The 16,795-nt window shown below is 54.8% G+C and carries 18 protein-coding genes; 9 read left to right on the forward strand and 9 right to left on the reverse strand.

The genetic code is table 11. The annotated features are described in order from the left end of the window. Positions 1-10: 10 nt before the first annotated feature. From AAGR22_RS12090 to AAGR22_RS12100, 3 genes are all read left to right on the forward strand, one after another. Positions 11-244, forward strand: a complete 234-nt coding sequence (locus AAGR22_RS12090; protein ID WP_067701334.1) for a DUF1480 family protein — start codon at positions 11-13, stop codon at positions 242-244. Positions 245-642: 398 nt separating this feature from the next. Next, complete coding sequence (gene wbaP / locus AAGR22_RS12095; protein ID WP_067701331.1) at positions 643-2,109, forward strand: undecaprenyl-phosphate galactose phosphotransferase WbaP; 1,467 nt, start codon at positions 643-645, stop codon at positions 2,107-2,109. A 202-nt stretch (positions 2,110-2,311) separates the two neighbouring features. Continuing rightward, a complete protein-coding gene (locus AAGR22_RS12100) occupies positions 2,312-3,502 on the forward strand; it encodes a multidrug effflux MFS transporter (RefSeq protein ID WP_067701328.1) in 1,191 nt (396 codons plus the stop codon). Between the two features lie 2 nt (positions 3,503-3,504). Here AAGR22_RS12100 and dadX read toward each other — a convergent pair whose 3' ends face one another. Both dadX and AAGR22_RS12110 read right to left on the reverse strand, forming a co-directional pair. Next, on the reverse strand, positions 3,505-4,575 hold the full coding sequence (gene dadX, locus AAGR22_RS12105; RefSeq protein WP_345827722.1) for a catabolic alanine racemase DadX: 1,071 nt from the start codon (positions 4,573-4,575) through the stop codon (positions 3,505-3,507). 29 nt (positions 4,576-4,604) lie between these two features. Continuing rightward, positions 4,605-5,903, reverse strand: a complete 1,299-nt coding sequence (locus tag AAGR22_RS12110) for a D-amino acid dehydrogenase (protein ID WP_345827723.1) — start codon at positions 5,901-5,903, stop codon at positions 4,605-4,607. A gap of 524 nt (positions 5,904-6,427) precedes the next feature. Between AAGR22_RS12110 and AAGR22_RS12115 the strand changes: the two genes are divergently transcribed. Next, complete coding sequence (locus AAGR22_RS12115; protein ID WP_345827724.1) at positions 6,428-7,963, forward strand: SpoVR family protein; 1,536 nt, start codon at positions 6,428-6,430, stop codon at positions 7,961-7,963. Positions 7,964-8,061: 98 nt separating this feature from the next. On the opposite strand, the gene fadR is transcribed toward AAGR22_RS12115, so the two are convergent. Next, positions 8,062-8,781 (reverse strand): fatty acid metabolism transcriptional regulator FadR, encoded by a 720-nt coding sequence (gene fadR, locus AAGR22_RS12120; protein WP_345827725.1) that lies wholly within the window; start codon positions 8,779-8,781, stop codon positions 8,062-8,064. A 309-nt stretch (positions 8,782-9,090) separates the two neighbouring features. Here fadR and dsbB point away from each other — a divergent pair, with 309 nt between their 5' ends. Both dsbB and AAGR22_RS12130 read left to right on the forward strand, forming a co-directional pair. Next, positions 9,091-9,621: a disulfide bond formation protein DsbB gene (gene dsbB / locus AAGR22_RS12125; protein WP_345827726.1), complete on the forward strand. Its 531-nt coding sequence runs from the start codon at positions 9,091-9,093 to the stop codon at positions 9,619-9,621. A gap of 135 nt (positions 9,622-9,756) precedes the next feature. After that, positions 9,757-9,927, forward strand: a complete 171-nt coding sequence (locus AAGR22_RS12130) for a hypothetical protein (RefSeq protein ID WP_156484920.1) — start codon at positions 9,757-9,759, stop codon at positions 9,925-9,927. 60 nt (positions 9,928-9,987) lie between these two features. On the opposite strand, the gene aroD is transcribed toward AAGR22_RS12130, so the two are convergent. The 5 genes from aroD to AAGR22_RS12155 all read right to left on the reverse strand — a co-directional run bounded on the left by aroD (position 9,988) and on the right by AAGR22_RS12155 (position 13,637). Further along, complete coding sequence (gene aroD / locus AAGR22_RS12135) at positions 9,988-10,878, reverse strand: type I 3-dehydroquinate dehydratase (RefSeq protein WP_345827727.1); 891 nt, start codon at positions 10,876-10,878, stop codon at positions 9,988-9,990. Between the two features lie 75 nt (positions 10,879-10,953). Continuing rightward, positions 10,954-11,397 (reverse strand): YcgN family cysteine cluster protein, encoded by a 444-nt coding sequence (locus AAGR22_RS12140; RefSeq protein WP_067701311.1) that lies wholly within the window; start codon positions 11,395-11,397, stop codon positions 10,954-10,956. A 63-nt stretch (positions 11,398-11,460) separates the two neighbouring features. Then, complete coding sequence (locus tag AAGR22_RS12145; RefSeq protein WP_067701308.1) at positions 11,461-12,120, reverse strand: fumarylacetoacetate hydrolase family protein; 660 nt, start codon at positions 12,118-12,120, stop codon at positions 11,461-11,463. Between the two features lie 54 nt (positions 12,121-12,174). Continuing rightward, on the reverse strand, positions 12,175-13,275 hold the full coding sequence (locus tag AAGR22_RS12150) for a lytic murein transglycosylase (RefSeq protein WP_345827728.1): 1,101 nt from the start codon (positions 13,273-13,275) through the stop codon (positions 12,175-12,177). 83 nt (positions 13,276-13,358) lie between these two features. Beyond that, on the reverse strand, positions 13,359-13,637 hold the full coding sequence (locus AAGR22_RS12155; protein WP_067701302.1) for a YcgL domain-containing protein: 279 nt from the start codon (positions 13,635-13,637) through the stop codon (positions 13,359-13,361). A 155-nt stretch (positions 13,638-13,792) separates the two neighbouring features. On the opposite strand from AAGR22_RS12155, the gene minC reads away from it, so the two are divergent. The 3 genes from minC to minE are packed head-to-tail and all read left to right on the forward strand — an operon-like array spanning position 13,793 to position 15,622. Then, on the forward strand, positions 13,793-14,494 hold the full coding sequence (gene minC / locus AAGR22_RS12160) for a septum site-determining protein MinC (RefSeq protein WP_067701299.1): 702 nt from the start codon (positions 13,793-13,795) through the stop codon (positions 14,492-14,494). Between the two features lie 42 nt (positions 14,495-14,536). Beyond that, entirely contained in the window at positions 14,537-15,349 is an 813-nt protein-coding gene (gene minD, locus AAGR22_RS12165; RefSeq protein WP_067701297.1) for a septum site-determining protein MinD, read from the forward strand. Between the two features lie 3 nt (positions 15,350-15,352). Beyond that, positions 15,353-15,622 (forward strand): cell division topological specificity factor MinE, encoded by a 270-nt coding sequence (gene minE / locus AAGR22_RS12170; protein ID WP_067701294.1) that lies wholly within the window; start codon positions 15,353-15,355, stop codon positions 15,620-15,622. A gap of 46 nt (positions 15,623-15,668) precedes the next feature. Here minE and rnd read toward each other — a convergent pair whose 3' ends face one another. Further along, positions 15,669-16,784 carry a ribonuclease D gene (rnd, locus tag AAGR22_RS12175; protein WP_345831589.1) on the reverse strand — a complete coding sequence of 372 codons (1,116 nt, stop codon included), beginning with the start codon at positions 16,782-16,784 and terminating at the stop codon, positions 15,669-15,671. Positions 16,785-16,795: the final 11 nt, after the last annotated feature.

A 16,795-nucleotide genomic window follows, 5' to 3' on the forward strand; every position in this document is an offset into this window, starting at 1 on the left:
GAGGATTACCATGGGTCACGTCGTTAAAATTGGTCGCTATGAGATTGTTGATGCCGATATGGATACGGAAAATATTGATACCGTCAGCATTCCCTGCAACACCAACCCCGGTCTGAGCTACCAGCTGGATGGTTGGGACACAGAAACCAGTGTACCGGCCTGGATTGATGGCGAGCCGGTTGATCTTGCCATTTGTCACTATGACAAAGAAAACGATCGATGGGTTTTAAAAAAGCCTGCCTGATTCTACCCGCCCCTTCACCGTAGCGACTCTTCGCTGCGGTGGATTTTTTTTAAAATCGATCGTTAATTGTTATTTTATTGTCATAAGAAAAAGCGATAATACTCTGCCCCCGCTTCGTTTAAATAATTTCACCCCTGATTTCCCGCGCCACCAATAGCATTTTTTTAGGAATTTCCCGTATTAACTAACGCAAATATCTGCTGCATACTCTCACTACTGCTTCAGGTTGAAACAGCGTGAAGATGTCTGCTGCCTTATTACAACTGATTTTGGCAGCAGCCCTTCGCAAGGATAAAATAGTTAATTTCAAGGTGTTAATACCCGTATCATCGCCCCTGAACGCGTGCTTGTTCCTCGTCAGGTTACTGATTCCTCATGATGAATAGAGAGCAGCTATTATGGCTAGTACTCTTGTGCTTAATAACGGTCGTCGGGTTTTTAGCGGTACTCAAAAAAATATTATTGCCAAGGTGGCGCTCAGCCTTTCAGATTTAATTTCCATTAATCTGGCCTTGTTTTTAGCCGCTGCTACCGTGCAGGGCATTTGGGGTAATTTAGATATTTTTATTCCCCCTCAGCAGCTTGAAATTCGTTTTATTACCCAGCTGGTTATGTCGGTAGTGTGTATCGCGGGGTTCTGGATGCGTCTGCGCCATTATACCTACCGCAAACCCTTCTGGTTTGAGCTGAATGAAATCATTAAAATGCTGGTGGTATTCTCTCTGCTCGATCTGGCGCTGATCGCGTTTTCAAGATGGGACTTTTCCCGCACCCTGTGGAGCTTCACCTGGATTTACGCACTGATACTGCTCCCCCTGCTGCGCGCGTGCGCCAAGAGAGTGCTCATCCACGCGGGTCAGTGGCAAAAACAGACCATTATCATCGGCTCCGGGAAAAATGCGCGGGAAGCCTATGCCGCCCTGCAAAGTGAGGAGCTGCTGGGCTATGACGTTATCGCCTTTGTAGCCAGCCAGGGACACAAAGGTGCTGAGAAGCTCAATGGCGTGCCGGTGATCACCGCTAAAGACATTGTCTGGGATCGGGTTGATTTGGAAAATACCCAGTTTGTGGTGGCAATGGAGTACGAACAGCAGGTGATGCGCGATGACTGGCTGAAACTACTGTCGAAAAAACGCTGCCGGTCAGTCTCAGTTATCCCTACCCTGCGCGGTGTGCCGCTCTATGGCACCGACATGTCCTACATCTTCAGCCATGAGGTGATTATTCTCCGGGTCAGTAATAATCTGGCTAAACGCTCGTCACGCTTCCTTAAGCGTACCTTTGATATCCTGGTCGCCTCGCTGCTACTGCTGTTTCTTGCGCCCGCTTTTGCGCTTATTTGCTGGATGGTTGGCCGTGATGGCGGCGCCCGCATTTACGGCCATGAACGCGTCGGTCAGCATGGTAAGAAATTCAAATGCCTTAAGTTCCGCTCAATGGTCACCAACTCGAAAGACGTGCTTGATGCCCTGTTAGCGAGCAGTGAAGAAGCCCGCGCGGAGTGGGACAAAGACTTCAAGCTTAAAAATGATCCACGAATCACCAAAATCGGTGCCTTTCTGCGTAAAACCAGTCTGGATGAGCTGCCGCAGCTGTGGAATGTCATTCGCGGTGAAATGAGCCTGGTGGGACCACGCCCGGTGATCGAAGCAGAACTGGCGCGTTATGCGGGGGATGTGGACTATTACCTGATGGCTAAACCGGGGATGACCGGCATCTGGCAGGTAAGCGGCCGTAATGACGTTGATTATGACACCCGGGTTTACTTCGATTCCTGGTACGTAAAAAACTGGGCGCTGTGGACGGATGTGGCCATCATGTTCAAAACGGCAGGCGTTGTTTTACGGCGGGATGGTGCCTACTAAGCGGCACCGGCCACACAGGTTTTAGCCCGGCCTGCGCCAAACTGTTTATGCCGACCTTTGTCATTTAGCTCAGGTCGGCATGAGCCAAAGGGTTTAATGGGCCTCTGCCAGAGGATTAATTTTTATCAGCCTCCCCCTTTCCTTTTCCTGTCGTAATCTCTACCCTGTGCGGCTGGCTTTCAAACGGATGTCGCCTCGTACGATGCAAAAATTCACCCTGATTCTTCTTAGCCTGGTCCTGCTGGCCCCGCTGGGTATCGATCTCTATTTACCCACCCTGCCTGATATTGCTCAGGGCCTGAACACGCCGGTGAGTACCCTGCAGACCACCATTCCCCTCTTTTTACTGGTCATGGGCCTCGGGCAGATTGTCGCCGGGCCGCTGGTCGACAACTTTGGCCGAAAGCCGATTGCCCTGATCGGCCTGCTGCTTTACCTGCTTGGCAGCATTCTGGCTGCCACCGCCGCCGGCTGGCCGCAGTTTCTCACCGCCCGTGTCGTGCAGGGCTGCGCAGTTTGCTGTACGGCCGTGGTCGCGTTCAGCGGCGTGCGCGATCGCCTGGATGGCGATGATGCCGCCAAAGCCTATGGCTTTCTTAATGGGGCGCTGAATATTGTTCCGGCCCTGGCACCGATGCTTGGCGGCTTTCTGGCTGAATCTTTTGGCTGGCGCGCGCCCTTCTGGTTTTTAGCCTGCTATGCGCTGGCGGTGGGTGTGCTGGTGCTGTTCTTCCTGCCGGAGACCCGCCCCGCCGGCACGCTGCCGGTCAAGGGACTGCCGCTTAAGCAATACGCTCAGATCCTGCGTCAGCCGCGCTTCCTGGCCTTTGCCTTCGCTAATGCCGGTGCGCTGGGAATGGTGCTTACCTATGTTTCTCTCGCCCCTCAGGTGCTGATGAACGAGGGAAAACTTTCCGCGCTACAGTTCTCGGTGGCCTTTGGCGCTAATGGCTTCTGGATTATGCTGGTCAGCGTACTGGTCAATAAGATGATCCGCAAAGTGGGCCGCCCGGTCTGCCTGATGATCGGCAGCATGGCGATGGCACTCGGTGCACTTCTGCTGTTTGCCGGGGTCGCCCTTTTCCCCGCGGGTTGGCAAAGTCACTGGGCGCTGTATATGCTGCCGGTGGCCGTTGCGGTAGCCGGCCTGGCTTTCACCGTCGGACCGGCCACCAGCTACGCGCTGGAGCCTTATCGGCAGCAGGCTGGCGTTGCCTCTGCGCTGGCGGGGTTTATTCAAATGGCGGGCGGCGCGAGCGGTGGCCTGTTGGTGATGGCGCTACCGATTGCTGAGAAATCCGCCCTCGGCGTGATGATGCTGGCAGGGGCGGTGCTAATCGCACTGGCGTGGATCTACAGTAAAAAAGTGCGCGGTACGCTGACCGCGCTGTAACTTCAGATAACCGTGACCGGCACGCGCGGCGCCAGTGCGCACATTAGCTCATAGCCCACCGTGCCGGCAGCGTAGGCCACCTCATCAATTTTAACGTTGTTACCCCACAGTTCCACCTGACTGCCTATCCCCGCCTGCGGGCAGGGCGTCAGGTCAAGGGTCAGCATATCCATTGAAATGGCCCCCACCGTGTGGGTCATCACGCCGTCAACCCATACCGGTGTCCCGCTCGGTGCATGACGCGGATAGCCGTCCGCATAGCCGCAGGCCACCACGCCGATACGCTGTTCTCCAGCCGCACGATAGCGGGCGCCATAGCCCACGCCGTCGCCACTTTTTAACGTCTGAATGCCTATGATCTTACTGCTCAGGGTCATCGCAGGCCGCAGGCCGCTGCTGGCTACGTCATGCCACCGACCACTGGGAGAGGCGCCGTAAAGCACAATACCCGGTCGCACCCAGTTAAAGTGCGTTTCGGGATGCCAGAGCGTGGCGGCGGAGTTCGCCAGCGAGCGGGGGCAGTCCAGCCCTTCCGCTGCCGCATTGATACGCCGCATCGGTTCGACTATCCCCTCGCGACTTTCCGCTTCGGCAAAATGCGCCATCAGCGTCAGCTCACCGACATTTTGCAGCGCCCGCAGCGACTGCCACGTCTGGTTGACCTGGCCGGGCTGAAAGCCGAGCCGGTTCATGCCGCTATTCATCTTGAGGTAGATATCCAGCGGCGCTGACAGCCTAGCCTTCGCCAGCGCCTGAATCTGCCAGTTGCTGTGAATACTGGTGGTTAACCGGTAACGATCGAGGATCTCAAGCTCGCTGGCATGAAAGAACCCTTCCAGCAGCAGGATAGGTTTTTTCCAGCCGCGCTCGCGCAGCAGAATCGCCTCATTAAGATCCAACAGGGCAAATCCATCTGTTTCGTTAAGACTTTCCCTAACGCGATCGATACCGTGTCCGTAAGCGTTGGCTTTCACCACCGACCAGAGACGGGAATGAGGGGCAGCCTGGCGGGCAACCGCCAGGTTATGTCGCAGCGCGCTGGTGTCGATAGCGGCGACAATCGGACGAGACATAACTTCTCCTGAATCAGATACGATAACGATCAGCGGCTGGCACCATGCAACGTCTGGCCAACGGTCGGGTAGAATCCTGGCAGATAACGCATTACCGACAGGTCATCAGCGGCAATGGCGGGTATCCTTCGCGAAATGATATCAGAAAGCAGCTGCCCCGAACCGCATGCCATTGTCCAACCGAGCGTTCCATGACCAGTATTGAGATAAAGATTGCTTAGCGGGGTTCGCCCCACAATTGGCGTCCCGTCAGGCGTCATGGGTCGCAGCCCGCTCCAGAATGACGCCTGGGCGATTTCCCCTCCGCCAGGAAAAAGGTCGCCGACCACCATTTCCAGCGTTTCACGTCGCGCCGGACGAAGGGACAGGTCATAACCGACAATTTCAGCCATCCCCCCAACGCGAATGCGGTTGTCGAAGCGGGTGACGGCCACCTTATAGCTTTCATCCAGTACGGTAGAGATGGGTGCGGCCTGCGGGTCCCTGACCGGAAGGGTCAGTGAGTACCCTTTAAGGGGATAAACCGGCACGCTGACCGTCTGTTCCAGCAGTCCTCTGGACCAGGCCCCCAGTGCCACAACGTACGCATCGGCCTCGACCGTTTCCGCGCCGCACTTCACGCCCGTAATCCGGTTCCCCTCCTGTAGCAGAGCATCGATCGGGGTGTTGAAACGAAAGGTCACGCCGGCAGCAGCGGCCATATCAGCCAGCCGCTGGGTGAAGAGCTGGCAGTCACCGGTTTCATCGTTGGGCAGACGCAGACCGCCGGTCAGTTTGTGCTGGCTGGCCGCGAGTGCAGGCTCGGCGTCGGTCAGTTGAGCCGCCTCAAGCAGTTGATAAGGCACGCCCGCTTCCCGCAGTACCGCAATATCTTTGGTGGCGCTTTCGAACTGCTGCGCGGTGCGAAACAGTTGCAGCGTACCGCCCTGCCTGCCCTCATAGGCAATGCCCGTCTGCTGGCGCAGCGTTTTCAGGCAGTCGCGGCTGTACTCAGCGATGCGTACCATGCGGCTTTTGTTCTGCTGGTAGTGATCAAGATTACAATTTTTAAGCATCTGCCACATCCAGGCCAGCTGGAAGCGGCTGCCGTCAGGACGAATTGCCAGCGGCGCGTGGCGCTGGAACATCCATTTGATCGCCTTTAACGGCACGCCCGGCGCGGCCCAGGGTGCCGCATAGCCGGGTGAAATCTGTCCGGCATTTGCCGCGCTGGTTTCCTGTGCCACGCCGGCCTGCCGATCGATAATCGTAACCTCATGCCCGGCCTGTGCCAGATACCAGGCGCTGGCCACGCCAACCACACCGCCTCCCAGAATGACAACTCGCATAACTCTCCACCGCCGTTTAAAAAAAAGAGGATTAAACTGCCTTCACGCGACTGCTGCGAACGATTACGCTACGTCACTTTATCTAACATTACGCTGACACATTTCACATCTTTTTTACTCTAAGCGGTAATAAAAAGAGTTAGCGCGATGAAATACGGAGTTTAATTCCGCAGGTTAGCTATTATCAGCAGCAAATTATCGAGGATTGGCGTTTTTTGCGCTTTCCCAGCAGAATATGATTTGCCCATAACATTCCCTTATAAACAGCATATAATTTCAGCTATTTCATCTGAACCTTTATTTACTGCTGCCTAAAAATGATATTTCATAATCCGCTCTATTTTGTCCTAAATAATTCATTTGGATTCGTCAGAAGGATCGCCGGGAGTGAACTATCATTGAGTTATTGGCTTGCGTTCCGGTTTTGCAGGAGTATATCTATGCTCTGGTAGCCGGGTGGAAAACGGATCTTTTGTCGCTACAGGTTGTAACGTCGAAAACCGGTTTTTTAAAAGGGGTACGCTATGACGACTATCTTTGACGATCCGATTAAGGACAGCAAACGACTCAGTGATGGACCCGACTGGACTTTTGACCTGCTGGATGACTATCTGGCAGAGATTGACCGCGTAGCCAAACTCTATCGGCTCGAAACCTATCCACATCAAATTGAAGTGATCACCTCTGAGCAGATGATGGATGCCTATTCCAGCGTCGGCATGCCCATAAATTATGCTCACTGGTCATTCGGTAAAAAGTTTATTGAAACCGAACAGCGCTATAAACACGGCCAGCAGGGCCTGGCGTATGAAATTGTTATCAATTCGAATCCCTGTATTGCCTATCTGATGGAGGAGAATACCATCACCATGCAGGCGCTGGTCATTGCCCATGCCTGCTACGGACACAACTCCTTCTTCAAAAATAACTACCTTTTCCGCAGCTGGACCGACGCCAGCTCCATTGTTGACTACCTGATTTTTGCCCGAAACTATATCAGCCAGTGTGAAGAGCGCCACGGCGTGGAAGAAGTCGAGAAGCTCCTTGATTCCTGTCATGCCCTGATGAACTACGGCGTTGACCGCTACAAGCGCCCGCAAAAAATCTCCCTGCAGGAGGAGACGGCAAGACAGCAAAGCCGCGAGGAGTATCTGCAAAGTCAGGTTAATATGCTGTGGCGCACCCTGCCGCGTCGCGAGCGGGAAGAATCCCAGCAGGCGGCAACTCGCTACCCCTCCGAGCCGCAGGAAAATCTGCTCTACTTTATGGAGAAAAATGCCCCCCTGCTGGAGTCATGGCAGCGCGAGGTGCTGCGTATCGTGCGTAAAGTCAGCCAGTATTTCTACCCGCAGAAGCAGACTCAGGTGATGAATGAGGGCTGGGCAACGTTTTGGCACTACACCATCCTTAACCATCTTTACGATGAAGGTAAGGTATCAGAACGCTTCATGCTGGAGTTTTTGCATAGCCATACCAACGTCATTTACCAGCCCCCCTACAACAGCCAGTGGTATAACGGCATTAACCCCTACGCGCTGGGGTTCGCAATGTTCCAGGATATTAAGCGTATCTGTCAGGAGCCAACGGAGGAAGATCGCTACTGGTTCCCGGATATTGCCGGCAGCGACTGGCTGGAAACCCTGCATTTTGCCATGCGTGAATTTAAAGACGAGAGTTTTATCAGCCAGTTCCTGTCACCGAAGGTGATGCGCGACTTCCGTTTGTTCACGGTAATGGATGACGATCGTAACAATTTCCTGGAGATCGCCGCCATTCATGATGAAGCGGGTTATCGGGCCATTCGTCAGCAGCTGTCAGCACAGTATAATCTGAGTAATCTGGAGCCGAATATTCAGGTGTATGACGTTAACCTGCGCGGCGACCGCTCCCTGACGCTGCGCTATGTGCCGCACAGCCGCGCGCCGCTGGATAAAAGCCGTCGCGAGGTGCTTAAGCACGTGCACCGTCTTTGGGGCTTTGATATTCATCTCGAGCAGCAGAACGACGACGGCAGCACTGAAATTCTCGATCGCTGCCCGCCGCGCACTTCCCCGCTTTAACCTCGTTAAAACATAAAAAAAGCGGAGTCAGTCATCTGACTCCGCTGCGGATCGCCCTGAGGGTGAACGATTGCGTAAAGAGGCTTATCTGCCTCTGATTACCGACGCTGTGGGGGGAGATCCGTCGGCATGCTGGTCTGCATGTTATGCCAAATCTCACCGCTGCGGCGGCCATAGTCGCGCACGGTATCCACAATAATATCGTACTGCTGCTGCTGGCAGATAACGTTCAGCTTCTGGTAGAAATCCTGGGCCAGCTTACGCGCTTCAGGATTAGAAAAATAGTGACGCCCGACGCGGGTATACAGCCCTTTCAGACCGTTCAGGATCAACCCATAGATAGGATTGCCAGAGGCGAAGGCCAGACCACGGAAGATGCTGTAATCAAGATCGGTATAGGCTTCGGCTCTATCATCCACGCCCCTGGCCGTTTCCAGCACCTCCAGAGCTTTATCCGGATAGGTACGAATCGCGCGAAGAATAAATATCGAGGAGATATTGGTACGCACCGCCAGCAGGTTATCTATCAGCTGTGGAACGCTGTCGTGATCCAGACGTGCCAGCGTTTCAAGAATGCTTAAGCCGGACGTTTCCCAGAAATTGTTCACCCGGGTCGGTTTGCCATGCTGAATGGTCAGCCAACCATCGCGGGCAAGTCGCTGTAACACTTCCCGTAATGTCGTACGGGTGACGCCAATCAGTTCCGAAAGCTCTCTTTCCGCCGGCAGAATTGAGCCAGGCGGAAAGCGACTATTCCAGATGCTTTCAATAATATATTCTTCAGCGAAACCGGCAGGGCTCTGCGCCTTAATGACCATAGCGTTTTGTTTCCATTGCGTTCATGACTGCAAAATTGTGCTCATCATACCAGATGCTCCCGGCATCACATAGACGGGCAGGCTGCGAAAACGCTGAGGCGCTAACAAAACATAAAAAAAGTTGCGGGCAGGTCACTCCCACTTTCGCACCTCTGTAATCAGCAGGCTCTGAAAGCTCTGAGATAGCACTCTCCGGAAAGAATTAGTCCCACTCAGGTCAATTTCTCGGTGAAATTCTACGCTAACATGCTGGTGAACCGGCGCTTTTGGTTTACACTGCCGGTTCAACACCTATTACATGGATTGACTATGTTGAGATATTTGAATAGCTGCTCCCGCGGGCGCGGCGCCTGGCTTTTGATGGCCTTTATTGCTTTTGCTCTGGAAATGGTCGCACTCTATTTTCAGCACGTCATGATGCTGAAACCGTGCGTTATGTGCATTTATGAACGCTGCGCCCTTTTCGGGATAATGGCGGCAGGACTTGTCGGCGCCATCGCGCCAGCAACGCCGCTGCGTCTGGCAGCGATCGCTATCTGGATTTACAGCGCCTGGGAGGGCGTCCGTCTGGCCTGGGAACATACGATGATTCAGCTTCATCCCAATCCGTTTGTGACCTGTGATTTTGCCGCCCGCTTTCCACAGTGGCTGCCGCTGGACAAAATCCTGCCCTCCGTTTTTGTGGCCAGCGGTGACTGTTCGCAGAATCAGTGGGCCCTGCTTACGCTTGGGATGCCGCAGTGGCTGATTGGGATTTTTGCGGCCTTTCTGCTGGTCGGTATTCTCGTGCTGGTGGGTCAGCCGTTAAAACCGAAAAGACGGGATCTGTTTTCTCGCTAGCTCTGCCGCTACTCAACCCACCGCCGGTGGGTTTTTTTATCACCTGTTGACCTCCCGCCCTGGCAGAGACCAGGGTTGAAGGACTGTCTTACGGCGACTACGCTTAGATGACACGTCTGATCGAAGAGGAATATTATGAAAAACATCGCGTTAATGCTGGTTCTGTCCTTCTCTGCCGCCGCGCTTTCCGGCTGTGCGTGGTGGGGAGGAGAAAATACCCACAGTGCCCCACCGGCTCCACCCAGCGGCCAGCAGCCACCCGGCGCGCCAGGCGGCAGCGGCCCGGTCGGTCAGCCTCAGTCCTGACAGAAACGGTACCCTTGCCAACGCCAGCGGGTGATTCCGCTGGCGTTATCCCTGCAGGTATCAGGAACCCATGCTTTTATGCACGATCCCCAGCACGCTGCTTAAATCCTCCAGAGCAACCTGACCGGATGCAGAGGCTTCACCGACCATGGCGAACGTCAGCGCCGATCCGGTCAGCTCTCCGCTCATCCGCGTCAGTACACCCAGGTCGCCCATAGACATCGTCAGAACCGGACGCTGGGCGTAATGCTGATGCATCTCCCAGGTTGCCGTTAGCAGCGTCAGGACATCTCCCGGGTCGGCAGGCATCGCAGCCAGCTTGAGGATATCCGCCCCGCGCGCCTGCTGTTCGCGCAGCCGTGAGACGATCTCCTCTTTCGCCGGAGTGGACTTTAGCTCATGGTTAGACAATATCACCTTAACCCCCCGCTCGTGAGCCAGGGCGATTAGCGGATCGGTTTTTGTCCGATCGCGATACATTTCAACGTCAATCAGGTCAGCAGTGCCTTCGGCCAGCAGCTGTTGATACAGCTGTACGTACTGCTCGTCGCTGACCGCTTTTTTGCCGCCTTCGTCCTGGGTACGAAACGTCAGCAGCAGCAGCTTATTCCCGAGCCGGTCGCGTACCTGGTGCGTTAGCGCGGCCATGGCGTTCGCATCCAGTGCGTTCTCCAGCATATCCAGACGGAGTTCCAGCACGTGAAAATCCTGGCTGGATGCGACTTTATCGACAAAGGTCAGAACATCCGCCGGGTGGCTGGCAGTGGTCGGCACGATAACTTTCGGACTGCCCTGTCCGATGGTGATGTCACGGAGCGTGAGCTGTGGCGGCTTATCTTTCGCAGCAGGCAATGGCTGCCCGGTGGGCTGACTCCGGGCCGCAGAGGGCGTTATCAGGGATAGGGCGAGCATGGCACCGCTGGCGCCGAGGAATTCTCTGCGTTGAATCACGTAACTTATCCTTTTTACCTGTAAAACATAAGGATAAGCATAGCAAAGATTCGGAGCGGCTGACGGCGGGCGGCTTCAGCCCCTGCCCGGTTTATTGATGATATGATCTTCCCAGTCTGTCACTTCGCTCTCCCTGACCGCGATATGCCGCACGGAGATGCGCCCGGCGTGCATCGCCGCTTTGGACCCCGTACGCAGGGGATGCCAGACAGGAAGATTTTTCCCTTCTGCCAGTACACGATAGGCACAGCTGGGCGGCAGCCACGAAAAAGTGGGCAGATTATCCCGCGTCAGTTTGATGCAATCCTCTTCATATTCGAAGCGGCGCTCGTAATTGCGACACTGGCAGGTTTTGATGTTCAACTGGTTGCAGGCAACGTTAGTGAAGTAAATCTCATCGGTGTCGGCGTCCTGCAGCTTATTCAGACAGCACTGACCGCATCCATCACAGAGGGATTCCCACTCTTCATCGCTCATTTGTTCCAGCGTTTTACGCTGCCAGAAAGGGGTGTCAGTCATCGTGGTATCCGTTTAAGTAAAAAGCCCGCACCTTATAAACAGTTCGGGCTTCAGTTGCAAGCCTTACAGCACCCGCGTCGCGATGCCGTGGCCGCCGAGTGAGACTTCAAGTCGGTCGCCTGAAACCATCGGGCCCACGCCCTCAGGCGTGCCGGTAAGGATCACATCCCCGGCGCGCAGCGTGAAATAGCGGCTCATAAAGGCGATGAGCGGCAGAATGGGGTGGATCATATCAGAGGTATTCCCCTGCTGGCGCACCTCGCCATTGACCACCAGCCGCAGATCGACGTTTTGCGGGTCGGCATCAAATTCGTTTACCGGAATAAAGCCGGACAGCGGGCAGGAATTATCGAACCCCTTGGCTTTTTCCCAGGGCTGACCGGCCTTTTTACAGCCCGCCTGGATATCGCGCAGGGTCAGGTCAAGCGCCACGCCGTAGCCGGCAATGGCTTTTGCAACGTGCTCTTCCGAAGCCTGCTTCAGGGTAGAGCCAATCAACACGGCCAGCTCCACTTCATGATGTACGGCACCTGAATCTTTCGGGATAGACAGCGGCTGACGGATGTCGCAGATCGCCGTTTCCGGCTTAATGAACAGCACGGGTTCGGTCGGTGTGGCACTGCCCATCTCTTTAATGTGCTTAGCGTAGTTGCTCCCTACGCAAACGACTTTGCTTACCGGAAAGTCTAATAACGCGCCCTGCCAGTTATGATGCTGATACATATCCTTCCCCTGTCTGATTGAATGAGGTAAAGCCCATAGCGGGCATCCGTTCAGTTACTGAGACATCGCATCGGCCATCATGCCAATGCTGATAGCAAAATACCAGGAGCGATTCCAGCGCAGCAGGGTACGGAAGTTGTCATACACCATAAATGCCCTGACGGGTGAATCCTCGGGAATGATGATCCATGCTTTTTGTTGCGTATCAGGCAGATTAGCCTCGCGGGTCAACCGTACACCCAGCTTCTGCCACTCGCCGACGGTTTTCGCCTGGTTTGCTTTCAGACCCGCCATCTCCGGCACGAAATCAACCGGGAGGATGGCCTCCCGGCCCCAGCTTCCGCCCGCCTTCCAGCCCTCTTTGGCCAGATAATTAGCCGTGGACGCGAAGACGTCAGCCGTGTTGTGCCAGATATCGATTCTGCCGTCCCCATCGCCATCTGCGCCATAGCGTAAAAATGAGCTGGGCATAAACTGATTCTGCCCCATGGCACCGGCCCAGGAGCCCTGCAGATCGCCGGGGGCAATATGCTGCTGCTGAATAATGTGCAGTGCCGCAATCAGCTCCCGGGTGAAAAAGGCCTCGCGCCGTCCTTCAAACGCCAGCGTGGAGAGCGCGGAGATCACCTCTTCCCGACCCTGAATGTTGCCAAAATGACTCTCCATCGCCCACAGAGCGACAATGTACTCTGGCTGCACGCCCGAGCGCTGGCTTACGGGGGCCAACTGCGCCCGGTATTGCTGCAAGCTGTCGCGCGCCTGCTGAATCTTCGCCGTCGTTAATACGCGCCCCAGGTACTCGCTGAGGGTGACTTTATTCTCAGGCTGATTGCGATCGGCTGAAATGGCGCGATCGACAAAGTGTACCCCGTTAAAGGCGGTATTGAGGGTGGCATCGTCGATACCCTGCTGCCTTGCCTTATCTTTTAACTGCGCCACATAGGCCGGGAATTCGGCAGGATCGCGCCCTTCCGTGGCCAGCGTGCTTTTGCTCGTGGACGAAAGAAAGTGGCCGTGGGTGACAGCAGATCCGGCTGAAACTGATGATGGCAGCGCAGGAGCCGCTGATGCCTGCGTGGGGGCCGCGCTGTTTTTACTGGCGCATCCCGCCAGCGCAAGCGCGAGAATAATTGTGCTGAGCGAGGGAGTCTTCATGCGGCATCCTTTTGGATTCAGACACCGCCACAAATTAAATCTGAACGACGAAACCGGTAGCGGTGAATAATTGCAGACGATTCTTAATTAGGCTTCTTCGCCGTTTCCAGATGACTCTTAAGCAAACTTTCCAGCGGCGGGGGAACTTGTAAATAATAACCCTGCTCTTGCAGACTGGCTTTTACCTTATCCAGGCTGGCATTGACCAGACGCTTACTGCCATCAAGCGGCAGCATCATCGCCATTTGCGGCTTGCCAAAACCCCTGAGCAGTTCTTCCGGCACGCGGGAGAAATCGTCCTTTTTTTCAACATAAAGATAAGTCTGGTCACGCTTTGGACTTCTGTAGATCACACAAAACATATTTTTTACTCGAATTAACCTGGCTGGCACCTTGCCTGAATATAGTAGTAACTATAACATGCTTGCAGAACTTCGGAATATTTCCCCATTACGATTAAATGCCGGTTCAGCTGGCCTGATTGGGGAATTTGAATAACAGGACTGAGCCGGGCCAGATGTCACAAACGCCAATTGAGTTAAAAGGCAGCAGTTTTACTCTGTCAGTTGTTCACCTGCACCATGCCGATCCGGACGTGGTTCGTCAGGCGATTCAGGATAAAGTCAATCAGGCGCCAGCCTTTTTGAAAAATGCGCCGGTCGTGTTAAACGTGGCTTCATTAACCCGCGACGTCAACTGGCGACAGATGCAGGAAGCGATTACCTCCGCCGGATTGCATATCGTTGGCGTTAGCGGCTGTAAAGACGAGTCGTTAAAACGTGTTATCAGCCGGGCAGGTCTGCCGCTGCTGTCGGAAGGCAAGGAGCAGCAAAGAAGCGCTGAGATTATTGAGCCTCCCGCCCCGCAGCCTGCCGCTGAACCTGCCGCCGTCAGAACCCGATTAATTAATACGCCGGTCCGATCGGGTCAGCAAATTTACGCTAAAAACAGCGATCTGATTGTGACCAGCAGCGTTAGCGCCGGGGCGGAATTGATTGCTGATGGCAATATCCATATTTATGGCATGATGCGTGGTCGCGCCCTTGCCGGTGCGAGTGGCGATCGTGAATGCCAGATTTTTTGTACCAGCTTATCAGCCGAGCTGGTTTCCATCGCCGGTGAATACTGGATTATGGACCAGATCCCTGCTGAATTTTTTGCAAAAGCCTCGCGTCTTTGTTTAAAAGATGGCGAGCTGACTATACAGACACTGAACTGAGCCAGGCTCACGAGCCCTTTCTTTTCTTAAGGAAATTATTATATGGCACGCATTATTGTAGTTACTTCGGGTAAAGGAGGCGTGGGAAAAACCACGTCCAGCGCGGCCATCGCTACCGGTTTAGCCCAGAAAGGTAAAAAAACCGTGGTGATCGATTTTGATATCGGCCTGCGTAATCTCGATCTGATTATGGGCTGTGAGCGCCGCGTAGTGTACGACTTTGTGAACGTAATACAGGGTGACGCTACGCTGAATCAGGCTCTGATTAAGGATAAGCGTACCGAAAAACTCTTTATTCTGCCTGCTTCGCAGACCCGTGATAAAGACGCGCTAACGCGTGAAGGCGTTGAGAAGGTGCTGGATGACCTCGGGAAAATGGACTTCGACTTTATCGTCTGTGACTCCCCGGCCGGGATCGAAACCGGTGCGCTGATGGCGCTTTACTTCGCCGATGAAGCCATTATTACTACCAACCCTGAAGTCTCCTCCGTGCGTGACTCCGACCGCATCCTGGGCATCCTCTCGTCGAAATCCCGTCGGGCAGAAAACGGCCAGGATCCGATTAAAGAACATCTGCTGTTAACCCGTTACAATCCGGGCCGCGTTAACCGTGGTGATATGCTGAGCATGGAAGACGTGCTGGAGATCCTGCGTATTCCACTGGCGGGCGTTATCCCGGAAGATCAGTCCGTGCTGCGTGCCTCCAACCAGGGCGAGCCGGTCATTCTTGACGCTGAATCCGATGCGGGCAAAGCCTATGCCGATACCGTTGACCGTATTCTCGGTGAAGAACGCCCCTTCCGCTTCATTGAAGAAGAGAAGAAGGGTTTCCTGAAACGCCTGTTTGGGGGATAAACCATGGCCTTACTCGATTTCTTTTTATCCCGTAAAAAGAGCACAGCCAATATAGCCAAGGAGCGGCTGCAGATTATCGTGGCAGAACGCAGGAGGGGCGATAGCGAGCCCCACTATCTGCCACAGCTGAAGAGGGATATTTTGGAAGTCATCTGCAGGTATGTGAAGATCGATCCAGAGATGCTTAGCGTGAAGCTGGATCAGAAAGACGACGACATTTCGATTCTGGAGCTAAACGTGACGCTCCCGGAGGCAGAAGACGCCCCGAAATGAGCCGCATCAGCGTATGGCTTTCCCCTGCGGGTTGCAGGGGAAACCATCAGGCGTATTCAGCCTGCAGCAGCGCCATGATGTCGTTGCCTAACAGCTGTCCCCGCCAGCCATCAATCAGCTCTGGCCTTATTTCCTGCGGCTTTATTTTCCAGTACCAGCTTAACAGCTGATTAATCTGACGACGTGAAGCCAGCAGTTCCTGGCTGACGCCGTGTTGCTCAGCGGCCGCCACCACGAGCGATTTTAGCGCCTTGAATGCCGCTTTGTAGGCAGGATTGTCAATCAGGTTAACGATCGGCTCGGGTAGCTCGCTGTCATCAAAGGCATTTGCCTGCGCCACCATGCCCACCAATGCCCTGCCGTGAAAACGGATCTCCTGACCGGCCAGACCGAGGTGATCGAGTTCGCCCAGCGACCCCGGCATAAAGCGCGCCACCTTCCACAGGTTCTCCTCGCGCACAACAAAGTTAACCGCCATATCCTTTTCGCGAGCCATGTCAAGCCGCCAGGCCGCCATCAAACGCAGCGCCGCCAGCTGGCGTGGACGCAGCTGCCAGGCATTGGTGATGTCACGGTAAGCCTCTTCAGGCGCAACCACCACCTGTCGACGTCGGCACAGCAGCCCACACTCATCAAGCGCAGCGTCCAGCTTACCGGCGGCCCCGGCTTCGGCCATCAGCTTGTGGGCGATGGGCAGCAGATAGAACACATCGGCGGCGGCATACTGGCACTGCTTTTCCGTCAGCGGTCGCGCAATCCAGTCGGTGCGGGATTCACTTTTATCCAGTGCGATGCCGGTAAAGGATTCAACAAGCGTGGCGAAGCCGCAGGACATCGGGCGTCCGGTAAAGGCAGCAAGTATTTGGGTATCAATCATCGGCGTGGGCAGAACGCCATACTCGTGCAAAAAGACTTCCAGGTCTTCGCTGCCAGCATGCAGGAACTTGATGACACCCTCGTCAAGCAGCAGGTCGCGAAACGGTGCCCACTCGGTAATAGGGAGAGGGTCAATAAGCGCGATGTGCTCCCCGTCATACAGTTGAATCAGCCCCAGCCGGGGATAATAGGTACGGGTCCGGACGAATTCGGTATCCAGCGCCAGCGCGGGGAACTGACGGGCAGTCTGACAAAGTTCAGCCAGCGCCTCGTTGGTGGTTATCATGGTGTAATTCA

The sequence above is a fragment of the Erwinia sp. HDF1-3R genome (assembly GCF_039621855.1).
In the GTDB taxonomy this organism is placed as follows: domain Bacteria; phylum Pseudomonadota; class Gammaproteobacteria; order Enterobacterales; family Enterobacteriaceae; genus Erwinia.